The organism is Psychromonas sp., from assembly GCF_047632955.1.
In the GTDB taxonomy this organism is placed as follows: domain Bacteria; phylum Pseudomonadota; class Gammaproteobacteria; order Enterobacterales; family Psychromonadaceae; genus Psychromonas.
This window is the reverse complement of sequence record NZ_JBLIED010000004.1, coordinates 123711-141294: the sequence shown is the minus strand read 5'-3', so window position 1 is coordinate 141294 and position 17584 is coordinate 123711. Positions and strand designations below refer to the sequence as shown.

Below are 17584 nucleotides of genomic sequence, written 5' to 3'. Positions count from 1 at the left end.
AGTGTAAACGCTATAGTGACGGAGTTTACCTTATCCCTTGTCTGCAGACAAAATACGCACAGCACAATGATAACTCAGGAGCGCTCATGCCGGCTGAAAAAATCCAATTTATCGCATTAGATAAACGACAGTATCCCTTGGTAAATAAATTTTATAAACACGTTTACAAAAAAGGAATCGCCTGCAAGGATGAATCGGTGTTTGTTTTAAAGGATAAAACCATCGTTTGCAGCGCCAGGTTAAAAACTGTGGCTGGACAGTTATTATTAACCGGTGTCGCCAGCGCACCAGAGGTACGCGGCAAGGGTTACGCTGCGCACTTAATCAAACAAATACTGGTGCAGCAAAGCACAACGATTTATTGCTTCCCCTACCGCTATCTTGTCGACTTTTATTCGCAGCTTGGATTTGTGCAGCAGCAAGCTGATCAAGCGCCGGCTGCTATCCAAAAACAGTTTGCCCGCTATAACCACAAAAACACCTTGTTATTGATGTGCTATCCGGTTAATTAAAGCTTAGCCGCCGCAAGCCGTTTATGTAAACCGTCTGCCACAGGTAATTAATCTTACTTATCAAAAAGATAAATAAATTCTTGATAACCCCGCTCGGCCATCTCTTCAAGCTTAATAAAACGCAGTGATGCAGAGTTGATGCAATAACGTAATCCACCAGGCGCCGGGCCGTCTTCAAAAACATGCCCGAGATGTGAATCCGCAACCGCACTGCGCACTTCCGTTCGCGTTGCAAATAATTGCGTATCAACCTTTTCCACCAGCTTTTCAGGTTGTAGGGGTTGCGTAAAACTGGGCCACCCACAGTGGGCATCAAATTTATCCAAAGAGCTAAACAGCGGCTCACCGGAAACAATATCAACATAAATTCCGGCTGCTTGATTATCATAAAGGGTATTATCAAAAGGCGGCTCGGTGGCCCCCTGCTGGGTTACCTTATACTGAACATCATTTAATTTTAAGCGTAATGTTTTATCATCTGGTTTTTTATATTCAGTCATTTTTTACCTTCATTATAATTGTCTTCATTATTTATATTACTTTTAATAGCACGGATCAAACAATAGCAAAAGCCAAGCTTGATTTGTAAATTTATTGTTAAGAAGCACTTGACGAAGATACTAAAAAACGGTATTAATTTATCTTCAAATATAGATAAACTAATTTTTTGAGATTAAGCGATGAAATCATTCTGTCCTATCCTGCTATCCTTACTCCTCACGCAACATGCTTACGGGTGGTTGGTGGCTGAATAAAATCAGTTAAATCTTCAAAAACCCGTCCTGGTACGGGTTTTTTTATATCCGCGATATACACATAATACTAACAAAAAGAGGGATGTTATATGTCCGATCAAGTAATAATTTTCGACACTACACTACGTGATGGAGAGCAGGCATTAAGTGCTAGCCTGACCGTTAAAGAAAAACTACAGATCGCATTTGCTCTCGAACGTTTAGGTGTTGATGTGATGGAGGTTGGTTTTCCAATCTCCTCCCCCGGTGATTTCGAGTCGGTACAAACCATTGCCAGAGAAATTAAAAATAGCCGAGTCTGTGGATTATCTCGCGCATTAACAAAAGATATCGATGCTGCATGGAATGCTTTAAAGGTTGCGGATGCTTTTCGTATCCATACTTTTATTTCGACTTCCACCATTCATGTGGAAAATAAATTAAAGCGCAGCTTTGATGCGGTATTGGAGATGGGCGTTAATGCGGTAAAACATGCGCGTAACTATACCGATGATGTTGAGTTTTCCTGCGAAGATGCCGGCCGTACGCCAATCGACAATTTATGCCGCATGGTTGAACAAGCGATTAAAGCGGGCGCAACCACTATCAATATTCCGGACACAGTGGGTTACACCTATCCCAGTGAATTTGGCGGCATTATTAAAACCTTATTTAATCGCGTACCTAATATCGACCAAGCTATTATTTCAGTGCATTGTCATGACGATTTGGGTATGTCCGTGGCCAACTCCATTACCGCGGTTGAAAATGGTGCGCGTCAAATTGAATGTACGATGAATGGTCTTGGTGAACGTGCGGGCAACTGCTCACTTGAAGAAGTGGCCATGATTTTACAGACTCGCAAAGATAAATTGGGATTTACCACCAACATCAATCCCATCGAAATTTCGCGTACCAGCCAGCTGGTCAGCCAGTTGTGTAATATGCCCATTCAAGCAAACAAAGCAATAGTCGGTGCCAATGCTTTTTCACACTCATCGGGTATTCACCAGGATGGTGTTCTAAAGTCACAAAACACCTATGAAATCATGACCCCTGAAAGTGTCGGTATTTTAACCAACAAGTTAAACTTAACGTCACGCTCCGGCCGCCATGTGATCCAGCATCGCATGCAGGAACTGGGTTACCGTGACAGCGATTACGACCTGGAAAAATTGTATGCCAGCTTTGTAGAGTTAGCGGACAAAAAAGGGCAAGTCTTTGATTATGACTTGGAAGCCTTAATGTTCTTTAATAAAGTCGATACGGATCCGCAGTACTACAAACTGGAAAGCATCAATGTGCAATCCGGTTCAGGGTTGGTTGCGACAGCGACCATTGTGATGAAGATTGGAGAGCAGAAAAAAGTTGTTGAAGCGGCTACCGGTAACGGACCGATTGATGCCGCATATCAATGTTTAATGCGAATCTCCGGTTTAGACATTAACATGAATGATTACCATATTAGTGCCAAAGGCGCCGGTAAAGATGCACTTGGGCAGGTCGATATTGTCGCTACCTACAACGGCCAGAAATTTCACGGTTTAGGCTTATCAACGGATATCATCGAATCATCGACCAAAGCGATGGTCCATGTCATGAATCATATCCACCTGGCAAAAGCCGTTGCCATCGAGAAAAAACAGCTTATTCATACTGAGCAGGTTTAAATTAACCTTGCAGCTCAGTTGCTAATTCACAAGGTCGCCGACAGGTTACCTTTTTTTATTTCTATGAGTAATAACAGCATGAAAATTATCGTAATACCGGTTACCCCCTATGAGCAGAACTGCAGTCTGATTATTTGTGAGGAAACAAAAATTGCAGCCATCATTGATCCCGGTGGCGATCCATCTCATATTTTAAATATAGTTGAAAAACAAGGCGTTAAAGTTGATAAAATCATATTAACCCATGGTCATTTAGATCATGTCGGCGGCACTCAGGCCATTGTCAGTCAATTGAAGGTGCCGGTGATCGGCCCGGAAAAAGAAGATTTATTCTGGTTAGAGCAATTAGAAGCGCAAAGTCAGCTTTTTGGTTTTCCGAAAACGGCAAGTTTTTCTCCGGACCGCTGGTTGAAAGAGGGTGAAGTACTGCAAGTGGGTAATATAAAACTAAAAGTGCTGCATATCCCCGGCCATACGCCAGGCCATATCGCCCTTTATGATCAGCACAGCCAACAGGTTATTGTTGGTGATATTTTATTTAACGGCGGCATTGGTCGTTTTGATTTCCCGCGTGGCAACCACTCTCAGCTGGTAAGCGGCATTAAACAAAAATTATTAACACTGCCGCCTGAAACAACGGTTTACCCGGGCCATGGACCTACTACAACGATTGGCAAAGAGAAAGCAAGTAATCCTTTTTTACGTTAGTAAATACGCTTAAGGCGCAGTTCAACAGACGTCTCAAGTCAACTATAGGGTTGCTACCTTTCTTTATTTGAATGTGGCAACCTGATTTCATTACTTTTTTACAGTCTGTGAGTGTAATACTTTAGCCTGACTAATCTCTTATTTTCTCCGCTTTCTGGGGGCTCTCTTATTCAGATCCCGTGACAGCACTCGAAAATGGCTTCCCGCAATAGTAAATTGATGTAAATGAGACACTGATTAATATTGGCATTTTTGATCTAAATGAGTATTATTTGCAATAAAACCACCGCAGCGCAAACATCCATGATGTTCAATGCATTTTATTTTCTAATACCAATCAACATCATAATTTTTTAGGAGCAACAATGAGTTCTCATGGTAAATGGTCCTGGTTACACAGCCCAATAACAGGCGGTGTTCTTTTAGTTATTGCAGCAACAACTGCTCTATTTTGGGCAAATTCAGCACCCTCAAGCTACCATCATGCTTGGCATGATGCGCTGTTTTCTGTTTCTTCGGGATTTAGTTCTACCATCTATTCGATTAATCTCCATCAAATTGTAAACGAATTTTTGATGGCGATTTTCTTCTTTTTCATTGGCTTGGAAATGAAACGTGAACTTCTGGATGACGATCTTTCGAGTGTCAAAAAAGCCGCTTTACCGTTGTTTTCTGCGCTGGGGGGGGTTGTTTTTCCTGCCGGCATTTACTATTTCTTCAATGTCGGGACTGATACTGTTAATGGCTGGGGAATTCCAATGGCTACGGATATTGCCTTTGCATTAGGTGTACTGGCAATGGTCGGCAGTCGTGTCCCTCTTTCTTTAAAAATATTTCTGTCTGCACTGGCGATCGGTGATGATTTAATGGCCGTGGTTGTGATTGCCATATTCTATACCGAGCAAATCTTTGTCAATGAGCTGCTGGTGGGTTTCTTAGGCTTAGTTGTTCTGGCAATAGCCAACAAAATGGGCGTGCGCAACAGATTAGTTTATTACTCAATTGGTTTAATTATTGTCTGGATCAGCTTTTTGGCTTCCGGCGTCCATGCCACCATTGCTGGCGTTGCCGTCGCATTTACCATCCCTTCACGCCGGGAAATCTCCATGGGTAATTATTTAATTCGGGCTCAAGAATTACTTGGCGGCTTGGAAAAGGAACGCCACAGTAAAGCCGATGTATTAACTAAACATGCCATCGCATCTTTACGCGAAATCAAAATATTAAGTTATCAGGCGTCAAACCCTTTGCAGCTTAAAGAAGAAGCACTGCACCCAATCTCAGCCCTGTTTATTGTGCCGCTGTTCGCACTGGGTAATGCCGGGGTGATTGTTGATGACAGTATGCTGGCACAATTAACGAACCCTATTGTGTTAGGCATTGCGGCGGGCCTTATCATTGGTAAACCCCTGGGGATTTTCCTGTTCGCTAAATTTTTGACCCTATTAAAATGGGGACAACTCCCCGAGGGTGTCACCTGGACACATATTATCGGCGCCGGTTTTCTGGCGGGTATGGGCTTTACCATGTCTTTATTTATTACCGATCTGGCATTCTCTGATCCCGAGCAGCAGATCATCGCTAAAGTTGCGGTGCTGTTGGCATCGGTGATATCGGGTATATTAGGTTACGTGATTTTGATGAGCTCTCCGGTTACCAAAAAAAGACACTAAATATTTAAAGATTGTCCAACAACTCAAAGCCTGCGACTTTCGCGGGCTTTTTTACAACGGGAATTATTTTTATGACAGATTCAAAACACTTAAAAAGAATGAAAGCCATTAAAGAAAAACAAGATCAAAAAATTGCAGCCGCTGATCAGGAGCGTGGTGTGACTATTTTACTTGCGGGTCCCGGGAAAGGTAAAAGCAGCTCTGCCTTTGGTATGTTGGCGCGGTCCTTAGGTCATGGCCATAAAGTCGCCGTGGTACAGTTTTTAAAGGGTGCAATGTCGACCGGGGAAGAGATGTTCTTCAGTCAGCAGGATAATGTTGATTGGTATGCCATGGGTGATGGATTTACCTGGGAGACACAAAATAAAGAGCAGGATATTGCCAGTGCAAAAAAAGCCTGGGCTAAAGCTGAAGCTTTAATAGCAGACGATAGTTACCAATTAGTTATTCTTGATGAAATTACCTACATGTTCAAATTTAACTATTTGGATATCCAGCCAACTCTGGATGCGTTGAAAAATCGCCCCGAAAAAATGAATGTCATTTTAACCGGCCGAGGTCCCAAGCAGGAGTTAATTGATGCGGTGGATACCTATAGCCATATTTTAGATGAAAAACATGCTTTTAAAACGGGCGTTAAAGCACAGCCCGGTATTGAATGGTAAACGCGATGAGCTAGGAGTCACGAGAGGCAAACAACTCGCCTCTCACAGATCAAAGCTCGAAAACTTTCCCGCCTATTCTATACCTGAATGACGTAACAAAGCATCAATGCTCGGTTCACGGCCCATAAAGTTTTTAAACAGCGTCATAGGCTCGTCACTGCCGCCCTTTTCTAAAATCGCCTGAAGAAATTCACGGCCGGTGTTCTCATCAAAAATACCAAATTCTTCAAAACGGGAAAAAGCATCTGCCGATAAAACTTCTGCCCATTTATAACTGTAATAACCCGCCGCGTAACCGCCCGCAAAGATATGACTGAAACTATGCTGGAAGCGATTAAAGGAAGGAGGTGTAATAACAGCGACCTGATCACGCACATCATTCAAGACTTTTTCCACCTGCGAGCCCTGTTCCGGCTGATATTGGTAATGTAATACAAAATCAAATAAAGAGAACTCTATCTGGCGCATCATCATTAATGCACCGTTGTAGTTTTTAGCGGCTAATATTTTATCAAGCAATGCCGTTGGCAGAGTTTCACCGCTTTTAACATGCCCGGAAATGAGCGCTAAGGCTTGCGGTTCCCAGCACCAATTTTCTAAAAACTGACTGGGTAACTCGACCGCATCCCAGGGCACCCCGTTAATACCGGAGACCGGAGCGGATTCGATTTTGGTGAGCATATGGTGCAGACCATGGCCAAACTCATGAAACAGAGTCGTGACTTCGTTATGGGTAAATAACGCCTGTTGGTCACCAACCGGTTTAGTAAAGTTACAGGTCAAATAGGCCACGGGTAACTGCAACTGTCCATTGACTAAACGACGACGAACCCGGCAATCGTTCATCCATGCACCACCGCGTTTATGGGCACGAGCATAGAGATCCAGATAAAAATTGCCAAGATGAGTTTGCTGTTGATCGTAAATAGCAAAAAAGCGCACATCGGCGTGCCAGGTATCAACATCAGAAATTTCTTTGATATTTAATCCAAAGAGACGGTGAACAACGTCAAATAAACCCTGCAGCACTTTGTCTTCAGGAAAATAGGGGCGCAGCTCCTCATCGGAGATAGCATATTTCTGCTGCTTTAGGAGCTCCGCATAATAACTCAGATCCCAGGACTCTAACTGCTCAATTCCGTCTAAGGTTTTAGCAAAGGCTAATACCTGATCGCGCTCGCGCTCTGCCTGAAGGTAGGATTTATCAGCAAGTTCGCTTAAAAAATTAATAACCTGCAGTGGTTTTTCAGCCATTTTAGTGGCCAAACTGTATTCGGCGAAGTTGTCAAAACCTAATAATAAAGCCAGTTCGTGGCGCAGCGCCAACAGTTTTTCAATATTGTCGGAATTATCAAATTCACCGGCATTCGGGCCCTGATCCGATGCCCTGGTTGCAAAAGCGCGGTAGACCTCCTGACGTAATGCGCGATTTTTTGCATAGGTCATCACCGGTAAATAACTTGGAAAATCCAAGGTTAATAAATAACCCTGCTGCTCTTTCTCTTGAGCCGCCTGCTGTGCGGCGGCTAAAGCGCTCTCGGGTAAACCGTCCAACTCATTCACATCAACAATCAATTTACTCCAGGCAGTGGTCGCATCCATAACATTATTACTGAATTGCGACTGTAACTGCGCAAGTTGTTGGCTGATTTCACCATAACGGCGTTTTTGATCTTCGGGCAAAGCAATACCGGATAATTTAAAATCGCGTAACGCATTGCTAATGACTTTCTGCTGCTCGTCTTTTAAATGGTTAAATTCAGCACTTTCAGAAATACTGAGGTAGGCGTCATAGAGACCCTGATGCTGTCCCACAAACGTCCCGTATTCAGCAAATAAGGGTAAACAGGCATCGTGTGCCTGACGAAGCTTTTCATTGCTGACAACGGCATTCATGTGTGCAACCGGTGACCATAATTTACCCAGATGATCATCCGCCTCGTCGAGCACGTTAACGAAATTATCCCAGGTGAAATGTGTTAATGTTTGCAGTTTTTCTTCGATTAGTGCTTTATTATCAGCGATTGCTTCGGTCACAGCAGGTACTATCTGATCGGCTGTTATGCGGCTAAATAAAGGCAAATCATCAGTTTGCTTGATAGTTGATATTTCAGAATTATTCATAGCACTCTTCTATATAAAGAAAAAATTACGGCTTTATATTCAAACCACTTAAAATTGCAGTCTTCAAATAATTTGGATATAGGTTGTTTTGGATATAGATTGTTATAGAGAGATAGGGGCGTTTGATGAAAAAATCAAGCCTTCGCTGATAGAGATTCAAGCTTCACTTTTGCAGAGGTCATGATCAATATGAGTAGTGCTAATGTTTTATCAGCACTATTTTATCGGTCAGAGGGTAGGGAATAGCACTTTGCCTATGGCGGAGCGCTACTTAAATTCTTTCCTCATCTACAACTAAATCGGACGCTTGATCCTGCCCGTACCAAGCTGTTACTTTTTGCTCTAATATCTCCAGACCAATGCCTTTTAAAGAGGAAAATAGTTCCACCTGAACATCACCTTCAAAGTTTTTAGCTTCTTCGCGCATTTTAAGCAAGGTTGTTTTACGTGCACCCTGCTTTAATTTATCCGCTTTAGTTAATAAAGCTAACACCGGAATATTTGCATCAAGCGCCCAATAGATAAGTTGCTGGTCAAGCTCTTTGAAGGGTTGACGAATATCCATTAAAACAACTAAACCTTTTAAAGATTCACGCTGCTGTAAATATTCCCCTAGGGATTTTTGCCATTTTAACTTCATTGCCAATGGTACTTTAGCAAAGCCATAGCCCGGCAAATCAATTAAACGCTTGCCCTCTTCAATCTCAAAGACATTGATCAATTGGGTACGACCAGGTGTTTTACTGGTACGTGCTAAGCCTTTCTGACGAGTCAATCGGTTAAGCGCACTTGATTTACCTGCGTTTGAACGTCCGGCAAACGCAATTTCAATACCACTTTCAGGGGGTAAATGCTTATCTAAATGACGAATATCCGGTGCACTGATTAAGAAATGCGCTTTTTGAAAATGTATTTTTTGAAATTCCAAGGTATGCCTCGTTATGCCATGTAGCAAAATTGTTACTTTTATTAAATTTGTGTAAACTACCGTTCGGGCGCATTGTAACATGCTTAAACATATACCCAAATCATTTGCAAATGCGGAAATCAGCAACTCAAATCGAGATCTTGAGCAGCGTCAGATAGCCTTTATACAACAACAAAGCTAGTTATCTCTCGTTTTACCCTATTAGCACTAAACAGGTCAACTAACTGACGTTATAATGTTAGCAAATAAGTTATTATTTAAATATAAAGCTTAGGGTTAAGTACCGGATTCTGATTTGCAAATGGTTTTGGACAATCAATACATACTTTTAATAAAAAATGGATAGTTATGAACAAATTATTAATAGCATTAGTTGCGGTACTGAGCTTTTCCAGCTTTGTACAAGCACAGGGAAATATTGAGGCAGGCAAGTCAAAGTCTGCAGCATGTGCCGCTTGCCATGGTGATGATGGAAATAGCCCGTCAAACCTGTATCCAAAATTAGCCGGTCAGCATGCAACTTATTTAGAAAAACAGCTGCAGCAGTTTAAAAATGGCGAAAGAGCAAATGCAATTATGGCCGGTATGAGCGCTGCACTTTCAGAGCAAGATATGCAGGATCTGGCTGCCTATTACGCGAATAATACAGCAGATCCTGAAACAGTTTCGTCTGAGATTGCAGCTCTCGGACAAAAGCTTTATATGGGTGGCGATTTAGATCGCAAAATGGCGGCGTGTACAGCTTGCCACGGGCCGCGTGGTAATGGTCTGGAGCTTGCTAAATTCCCTAAGATTTCCAGCCAGCATCCCGCTTATATAAAAGCACAGCTTGAAAATTTCCGCAGTAAAGTGCGCGCGAATGATCCGAACGGTATGATGTCTGATGTGGCGAGTAAATTAAGTGACGCAGATATCGAGTTACTTGCTAACTACATCGGAGCGTTACATTAGCCACGACATTAGCTAAAAGCGTTTCGATCTCTTCTATAACCTGTAGAAACGCTTCTCTCTCTGCTTTTTAAACACAATCATATCTGTTATTCTGCGCACATCTATATTCCCTATTTAAACACTTATACAAAATAACAGTTAAAGGTAAATTGTCATGTCACGTACTAAAAAATCCCGCACCGCAGGCAATTCAGACGCAAAATTTGATGGTCAACGAAAAGAATCCTCTTCACAATCGCAGGAATCTCGTGATAATAAACGTCAATCTAAGTTAAAAGGCAATAAAGCCGGTGCCCGTAATGCGGTTGAATCAAAACAAAGCCAACAAAAAAATGCCCAAAAAAGCGCCAATGACAAACGTCTCGGCAGCCAAAAAGCGGTGCCTTTAATGGCCAAGCAAGAAGTGCCTGCTCAAGCGGCCAAAGTCATTCCTCAGCCGAAAGCCAAAGCTGTAAAAAGCCCGGTTGAAGTAAAACCAACGGCAGAAGTCAAACAAACACCTGAAAAAGAGATCGTTGAAATTGAGAATGATCAGCGCCTCAATGAACTGCTTGAGCAACTTGATAATGGGGAAAAAATTTCGCAAACGGATCAATCTTGGATTGATAAACAGATGCGACGTCATCAACAGCTGATGAAACAGCTCGGTTGGTTAGACGAAGAGGGTGAAGAAGATCTCCTTCAACAATTTGAAGACGCGAGCTCTGCGTTAAATGAATATAAATAAAAATACCAACAAAGCAAAAAAATGATCACCCTTGCGGGTTAAAGTCATCCTTAATGACGTTGTGAGTTTTGCAGTGAGAAAAACTATCTCCTGCGACTCACGCCTTGTTAGTCTTGATTTTTCCTTGGCAATTAATTCTTTTAGAATAACGGGAAATTATAATGCAATTAGATCTTTTATTGGCAATATTTTTGGTTGTTATCATTATCGGCTTGGCTTTTTACGTCGGTATTTTACTTAACAAAATCAAAGTACAAAAAGCCGACCAGCTAAAAATGGTCGCCGAGCAACAAAAGCAACAGGCCCTCGGGCAACAACAACGAAATGACACAATTTGCGAGAGTATCCGTGTCATTGCACGCGCAACAGCACAAAAACAGTGTAATGTATCTGAAGCGGCAATCCGTTTAACTGTGCTGCTGGAAACTTTATCGCTAAAGCAACCCATTGACATGATTAGTAGCTATCCCGCTTTATCTGAGATGTTTGATAAAGTAAAAGAGATGCCAACCCATGATCAGCGTAAAAAAGTGCCGATTAAAGAGTTAAAAGCATTGGATAAAAAGCGCCAAGGACTAGAATCTGAACTTGAACAACAAATCATCGCAGAAGCACAACAACTCGCCAATTTTTCAGTATCACAATAAAGGCCAAAAAATGGATAAGTTCGTTTGGGATCAGGCATTAATCGAAAAATATAATTACAGTGGGCCAAGATACACCTCGTATCCTACTGCCTTAGAATTTGACGAGGCTTTTACTTATCAAGAGTCCATTGCGGCAACTGACGTTTATCCGGCGCGAGCGCTTTCATTGTATATCCACATCCCGTTTTGTCATAAAATTTGTTACTTTTGCGGTTGTAATAAAATTATTACACGCCATCAGGATAAAGCAGATATTTATCTCGATTATTTAGAAAAAGAGATCAAGCAACAAGCGCCACATTTTAAAAATCGTCACGTCAGTCAGTTACACTGGGGCGGCGGTACGCCAACATTTTTATTACCCGCTCAAATCACCCGTTTAATGACCCTGCTTCGTGAAAACTTCAACTTCAACCCAAATGCGGAATTAAGTATTGAAGTCGATCCGCGTGAAATTGAATTAAGTACCATAGATCATCTTGCTAAAGAAGGTTTTAATCGTATCAGTCTTGGCGTACAAGACTTTAACAAAGAAGTGCAAAAAGCGGTCAACCGTGATCAGGACGAGGACTTTATTATTGCGCTATTAAAGCGCGCTAAAGAGCAGGGTTTTCAATCAACAAACCTGGATATGATCTACGGTCTGCCACTGCAGACAAAAGAAAGTTTTGCTCATACCCTAGAAAAAGTAGTCGAGCTTGATCCCGCGCGTTTATCTATTTTCAATTACGCTCACATGCCCACTCTTTTTTCGGCACAGCGAAAAATCAATGAAGATGATATGCCAAGCCCAGCTGAAAAACTGGAAATCCTGCAATATACCATTGAATTTTTAACCCGCTCGGGTTACCAGTTCATAGGCATGGACCATTTTGCAAAACCAGATGATGAACTTGCTATCGCTCAGCAAAAAGGGGTTTTACATCGTAACTTTCAGGGCTACACCACTCAGGAAGATGCCGACCTTTTAGGGATGGGCGTCTCAGCTATCAGTCAAATTGGTCATAGTTATTCACAAAACCAGAAAAAACTTGCTACCTATTATCAACAAATTGAACAATCAGGTCATGCGCAATGGCGCGGCGTGGGTTTGAATGAAGATGATTTAATCCGCCGGGAAGTGATTAAAAAGCTGATTTGTAACTTCAAATTGAATATTCCAGAGATAGAAAAACGTTTCGATTTGAACTTTACGGATTATTTTTCTGAAGATATCAAACTATTACAATGTTTTATTGATGATCAACTCATTGAAGTGACCGCGGACCAGATCACGGTGTTAGCCAAGGGACGCTTACTGATTCGTAATATCTGCATGTGTTTTGACGTTTATTTACGTAACAAAGCACGTCAGCAGCAGTTCTCCCGTGTTATCTAAGCCTGTTATTGGCAACTATTATATCGGCATCATGTCCGGTACCAGTCTCGATGGCATTGATGTCGCCATTGCTCAGCGTACCGAGCATGGTTTTGTGCAAATTGCAGCTGCAGCACCCGCCCTGGATAATAACTTACGTCAGCAAATTTTAACCATCTGCCAGGATAAAAAAGTTGAACTGCAGACATTGGGAGAAGTCGATTTCCAATTTGCCTGTGCCTGCGCACAAGCGGTTAATCAACTGCTTGAAGATAATCAGTTTAGTGCCGCGCAGATTGAAGCCATTGGTAGCCACGGACAGACTATTTTTCACTCTCCCGGCGGCGCTTTTCCTTTTACCCAGCAGATAGGAGACGCCAATTTAATTGCCGCTAAAACGGGCGTTACCTGCGTTGCCGATTTCAGGCGCATGGATATGGCATATGGCGGACAAGGCGCCCCTTTAGTTCCAGCTTTTCATCAGGCATTATTTGCAAAAGCCGGGGAAAATAGAGTGATCCTTAATATTGGCGGTATTGCTAATATTACTGTTCTTGAATCTGACAACCAAGTATCAGGTTATGATACCGGCCCGGGCAATACCTTAATGGATGCCTGGAGCGAGAAAATAAATGGGCAGAGTTATGATAAGAATGGCGAATTTGCCTACCAAGGTAAGGTTTTACCGGATTTATTAAAGTTGTTACTCAGCGAACAATATTTCACTCAATCTCCCCCCAAGAGCACCGGCCGGGAAAAATTTAACTTGCAGTGGTTAACCCAACAATTAGCCCAACTCGATAGCGGCTCAAACTCGAATGCGGATATTCAACGTACATTGTTAGAGCTCAGCGCCGTTTCCATAAGCGAACAGATTCAAGCACATAGTAATGCATGTCCGGTATTTGTTTGCGGAGGAGGAGCATTAAATCCCCTACTAATGCGACGCTTACAAGCCCTGATGCCAAACCACCGAATAAGCGACACAGCGGCTTTGAATATTGACCCTATGTTTGTTGAAGCGATTGCCTTCGCCTGGCTTGCTGAACAACGTTTATTAGGAAATACAATCCCCCTAAAAACCGTCACGGGCGCCCGGCGGAATGCACTATTGGGCTGTGTATACCGACCATAATTTACTTATGTTGAATTGCTAACACCATCTATAATCCATTACATTTTAATGATTAATTTTTCGTATCTTATTGTCAAGTAACATCTAATCTATTATTATAATTTATTTTAGCATGGAGCAATGGATATGCCCTCGGTGATAATTATATTGACCTTTTTATTTTCCTGCTCTGTGTTCGCGGATCTTTACACTTGGAAAGACGAGCAAGGTGTGACTCATTTTTCCGAAAACAAACCTGATCGCGAGTTTAAAACAATTACTAATGATTTCCATTCCCATAAAACCTACCAGCAGGGAGTTGAAATTTCCTATGATCTGGAAGTGTTAACACAAGCAACTGAAAGTGCAGAAAATTCCCGCCTAGATGAACAAACTACTTTAAATAAAGACTTCGAAGCAATACAAAAATGAATCTCACCCGATCCGTTAACCGGCATCTCGAAAAGGGAGTGCCAAGCTTGTCGGACATTGACTTATCCGTTATGGTATAAATCTCGAGATTCAACGATGAACTAGGCTCTATGAAATACATTGGCGCACATGTAAGTGCTTTTGGCGGGGTATTTAACGCGCCCCAAAATGCGCACAATATTGGCGCAACTGCATTTGCATTATTTACCAAGAATCAACTTCACTGGCAAGCAAAACCACTCGATATTGAAACCATTGATAAATTTAAAAGTGCTTGTTTATTGTATGATTTTCTTCCTGATCAAATATTACCGCACGATTCATACCTGATTAATCTCGGCCATCCACAACAAACCGCTTTAGAAAAATCCAAAATTGCATTTTTAGATGAAATGCGCCGCTGTGAACAATTAGGTCTCACGCTATTAAATTTTCATCCCGGCAGCCATCTTCATAAAATCAATAAAGATGATTGTTTGATACGGATTGCTGAATCTATTAATTGGGCATTACAGAAAACAACCTCGGTGAAAGCGGTTATTGAAAATACAGCCGGACAAGGCACTAACTTGGGCTATCGTTTTGAGCAGTTAGCAAAGATCATTGAACATATTGAAGATAAGGCAAGGATTGGCGTATGTATTGATACCTGTCACACCTTTTCATCGGGTTATGATCTACGCACCCAGCAAGCCTGTGAAGAAACTTTTACAGCCTTTGCAAACATAGTTGGTTTTGAGTTTCTCAGCGCCATGCACCTTAATGACAGCAAGGCAGCACTTTCAAGTAGAGTAGATCGCCATGCTTCCTTAGGTACCGGGGAAATTGCTTGGAATTGTTTTAAGTATATTATGCAGGACAGCAGATTTAACAATATCCCACTGGTATTAGAAACACCCTATCCCGACCTTTGGCCACAGGAAATACAGCAATTAAAAAAATGGGCAAAACTTAGTCAAAGGGCTTAAACATTAATTGTTATCTTATTGACAGATAATGCCCGAAAGTTATATTTTATCTCTTGTAAAGAGTGTGTATTATTACAATAATAAATTGTGATCCAGATCACGAAAGCGTATTGTTTAATGTCGGATTGCTGTTTATGTTATGGTTCAATATAACAACTTACTAATGCTTCATTATCGACCAACCATCATGGCACGCCCGGTAAGTTATAAAAGGAAAAAAATGTCAATATTTCAACCACTTAAAGAACTTACTGAGGCTTATCTTTCGGCGGAGCAATGTGCGTTTATTGAACGAGCCTATCGCTTTGCTTATATTGCACATGATGGTGTTAAACGTGCCAGTGGCGAACCTTATATTACCCATCCCGTTGCTGTCGCTGAAATTCTTGCAGGCATGCACCTTGATCATGAAGCGATAGCGGCAGCTTTACTGCATGATGTTCTGGAAGATACCGATGCAACCTACAAAGAACTCGCCGATAAATTTAACCTCAGTGTGGCCGAACTCGTTGAAGGGGTAACCAAGTTAGACAAAGTAAATTTTAAAAACCATAAAGAAGCGCAAGCTGAAAATATTCGTAAAATGCTGATCGCAATGTCTAAAGATTTTCGAGTGATGTTAATTAAACTTGCGGATCGTGTCCATAACATGCGCACATTAGGTTCACTCAGGCGGGATAAACGACGCCGTATCGCTCAGGAAACATTTGAAATATTTGTACCGATTGCCGACCGCTTAGGCCTTCATGATCTCAAAAATGAATTAGAGCATCTCTCTTTTAAAGCACAAAATACGGCACGTTATAATGTATTAAAAGAGGCAATTAACAAAGCCCATAGAAATCGTAAAGACTTTATCCAAAATATCTGTACCGAGATTTCAGAGAAACTGCAAACCCTGCCGATGGAAGCAAAAGTCATCGGCCGTCAAAAAGATCTTTATAGTTTGTATAAAAAGATGCGTCAAAAGGGTTGCCAGTTTCACGATGTGATGGATGTTTATGCTTTTCGAATTATCGTCAAAGACCTTGACAGTTGTTATCGAGCGTTAGGTCAAGTACACCATCTTTATCAGCCTAAATTAGGCCACTTTAAAGATTATATCGCGATTCCTAAAGCCAACAGTTATCAGTCAATACATACTACCCTGCTCACTCATCATGGCGTAAATATTGAAATTCAAATTCGCACCGAAGATATGGATGCCGTGGCTAAATATGGTATAGCGGCGCATTGGGGTTATAAAGAAGGAAGTAACAATAACAATAACAATATGACCGCACAGTTACAAACCCGTAACTGGTTCCAGGGCCTGTCGGATCAGGAAGATAATCCAACTAATTCAGTGTTAATGCTAGAAAATATAAAACAAGAGTTGGGCAAAAATGAAATACATGTATTGACCCCGCAGGGTAAGATCATTGTTCTGCCGGCACAGGCAACAGCCGTTGATTTTGCCTATGCACTGCACACCAAAATAGGTCACAGATGTATAGGCGCAAAAGTGGATAACGAATTTTCTCTGCTCAGTAATAAATTGGAAAGCGGGCAAACTATTGAGATAATTACATCGGATACAGAAAAACCCTGCGGCGAGTGGTTAAATTTTGCTGCGACCCATAAAGCCCGCCTCAATATTCGCCAGTATCTGAAACAGTTGCCTCAGAAGGATACGGTGCCTGAGGGCAGGCGTTTATTAAAACAAGCACTCGGTAGCACCAATTTAACTGATATTGCGCAGGAAAACATAGATAAAGTCCTTGCCGATCATCACCTCAAGGACTTTGACAGTCTGTTAAATGAAATAGGCAGCGGCAAACTGATGAGCATTGTTGTGGCCCGCCGTCTGCGTGGCAATGCAGCTGAATTAACCGAATCTGAACTCAAACAACAGAACCGCAGAAGTGCGATTAAAGGCACTGAAGGTATGATGGTTTCCTATGGTAAATGTTGCAAACCTTTGCCGGGAGATGCCGTTATTGCACGTACCAGTCCGGGCAGAGGTTTAGTTGTTCATGCCAAGGATTGCCATAATGTCAGCGGCTTTGAAGGTGAACTGGACAAATATATTCCGGTTGAATGGGACATGAATTTCATGAATCAGTTTGAATACTCTACTGACCTGATTATCATGATGATTAACCATAAAGCGGGCCTTGCCCAGCTATTTAATCTGATTTCAAAATGTAATGCGAATGTTGTTGAGATACGAACAACGGAACTGCCCGATCATCTTTATTTAATAAATTTGACACTAGTAGTTATTAACCGCATCCATTTGTCCAAAGTAATGCGTCAAATTAAAAAACTACCCAGTGTTAAAACCGTCAAACGCAGTAATCAAAAAGAGAGACCAAAAAAGAGCCTTAATTGA

The 17584-nt window shown here is 41.8% G+C and carries 15 protein-coding genes and 1 pseudogene; 13 read left to right on the top strand and 3 right to left on the bottom strand.

From position 1 onward, the window contains the following. Positions 1-86: 86 nt before the first annotated feature. The gene (locus ACJAZP_RS04890; protein ID WP_415229618.1) at positions 87-512 is read left to right on the top strand and encodes a GNAT family N-acetyltransferase; all 426 of its coding nucleotides are present in this window, start codon (positions 87-89) and stop codon (positions 510-512) included. Between the two features lie 53 nt (positions 513-565). Here ACJAZP_RS04890 and msrB read toward each other — a convergent pair. Further along, positions 566-1003, bottom strand: a pseudogene (gene msrB, locus ACJAZP_RS04885) (peptide-methionine (R)-S-oxide reductase MsrB); the annotation flags it as partial. A 353-nt stretch (positions 1004-1356) separates the two neighbouring features. On the opposite strand from msrB, the gene leuA reads away from it, so the two are divergent. From leuA to cobO, 4 genes are all read left to right on the top strand, one after another. Further along, positions 1357-2916 carry a 2-isopropylmalate synthase gene (leuA, locus tag ACJAZP_RS04880; protein WP_415229617.1) on the top strand — a complete coding sequence of 520 codons (1560 nt, stop codon included), beginning with the start codon at positions 1357-1359 and terminating at the stop codon, positions 2914-2916. 78 nt (positions 2917-2994) lie between these two features. Then, the gene (locus ACJAZP_RS04875) at positions 2995-3624 is read left to right on the top strand and encodes an MBL fold metallo-hydrolase (protein WP_415229616.1); all 630 of its coding nucleotides are present in this window, start codon (positions 2995-2997) and stop codon (positions 3622-3624) included. A 365-nt stretch (positions 3625-3989) separates the two neighbouring features. Next, entirely contained in the window at positions 3990-5297 is a 1308-nt protein-coding gene (gene nhaA, locus ACJAZP_RS04870) for a Na+/H+ antiporter NhaA (protein ID WP_415229615.1), read from the top strand. 71 nt (positions 5298-5368) lie between these two features. Further along, positions 5369-5962, top strand: a complete 594-nt coding sequence (cobO, locus tag ACJAZP_RS04865; RefSeq protein ID WP_415229614.1) for a cob(I)yrinic acid a,c-diamide adenosyltransferase — start codon at positions 5369-5371, stop codon at positions 5960-5962. A gap of 72 nt (positions 5963-6034) precedes the next feature. On the opposite strand, the gene prlC is transcribed toward cobO, so the two are convergent. Both prlC and yihA read right to left on the bottom strand, forming a co-directional pair. Continuing rightward, the gene (gene prlC, locus ACJAZP_RS04860; RefSeq protein ID WP_415229613.1) at positions 6035-8086 is read right to left on the bottom strand and encodes an oligopeptidase A; all 2052 of its coding nucleotides are present in this window, start codon (positions 8084-8086) and stop codon (positions 6035-6037) included. A gap of 271 nt (positions 8087-8357) precedes the next feature. Next, positions 8358-9014 carry a ribosome biogenesis GTP-binding protein YihA/YsxC gene (gene yihA, locus ACJAZP_RS04855; protein ID WP_415229612.1) on the bottom strand — a complete coding sequence of 219 codons (657 nt, stop codon included), beginning with the start codon at positions 9012-9014 and terminating at the stop codon, positions 8358-8360. Between the two features lie 348 nt (positions 9015-9362). On the opposite strand from yihA, the gene ACJAZP_RS04850 reads away from it, so the two are divergent. The 8 genes from ACJAZP_RS04850 to ACJAZP_RS04815 all read left to right on the top strand — a co-directional run bounded on the left by ACJAZP_RS04850 (position 9363) and on the right by ACJAZP_RS04815 (position 17584). Then, positions 9363-9965, top strand: a complete 603-nt coding sequence (locus tag ACJAZP_RS04850; protein WP_415229611.1) for a c-type cytochrome — start codon at positions 9363-9365, stop codon at positions 9963-9965. Between the two features lie 154 nt (positions 9966-10119). After that, positions 10120-10692, top strand: a complete 573-nt coding sequence (yihI, locus tag ACJAZP_RS04845) for a Der GTPase-activating protein YihI (RefSeq protein WP_415229610.1) — start codon at positions 10120-10122, stop codon at positions 10690-10692. A gap of 161 nt (positions 10693-10853) precedes the next feature. Further along, positions 10854-11339 carry a DUF2489 domain-containing protein gene (locus tag ACJAZP_RS04840; protein ID WP_415229609.1) on the top strand — a complete coding sequence of 162 codons (486 nt, stop codon included), beginning with the start codon at positions 10854-10856 and terminating at the stop codon, positions 11337-11339. A 10-nt stretch (positions 11340-11349) separates the two neighbouring features. Beyond that, positions 11350-12717 carry an oxygen-independent coproporphyrinogen III oxidase gene (gene hemN, locus ACJAZP_RS04835; protein ID WP_415229608.1) on the top strand — a complete coding sequence of 456 codons (1368 nt, stop codon included), beginning with the start codon at positions 11350-11352 and terminating at the stop codon, positions 12715-12717. Beyond that, positions 12707-13831 (top strand): anhydro-N-acetylmuramic acid kinase, encoded by a 1125-nt coding sequence (locus tag ACJAZP_RS04830; protein ID WP_415229607.1) that lies wholly within the window; start codon positions 12707-12709, stop codon positions 13829-13831. Before hemN ends, ACJAZP_RS04830 begins: the two co-directional genes overlap by 11 nt. Positions 13832-13957: 126 nt before the next feature. Continuing rightward, the gene (locus ACJAZP_RS04825; RefSeq protein ID WP_415229606.1) at positions 13958-14242 is read left to right on the top strand and encodes a DUF4124 domain-containing protein; all 285 of its coding nucleotides are present in this window, start codon (positions 13958-13960) and stop codon (positions 14240-14242) included. Positions 14243-14352: 110 nt separating this feature from the next. Then, entirely contained in the window at positions 14353-15210 is an 858-nt protein-coding gene (gene nfo, locus ACJAZP_RS04820; RefSeq protein ID WP_415229605.1) for a deoxyribonuclease IV, read from the top strand. Positions 15211-15430: 220 nt separating this feature from the next. Next, a complete protein-coding gene (locus ACJAZP_RS04815; RefSeq protein ID WP_415229604.1) occupies positions 15431-17584 on the top strand; it encodes a RelA/SpoT family protein in 2154 nt (717 codons plus the stop codon).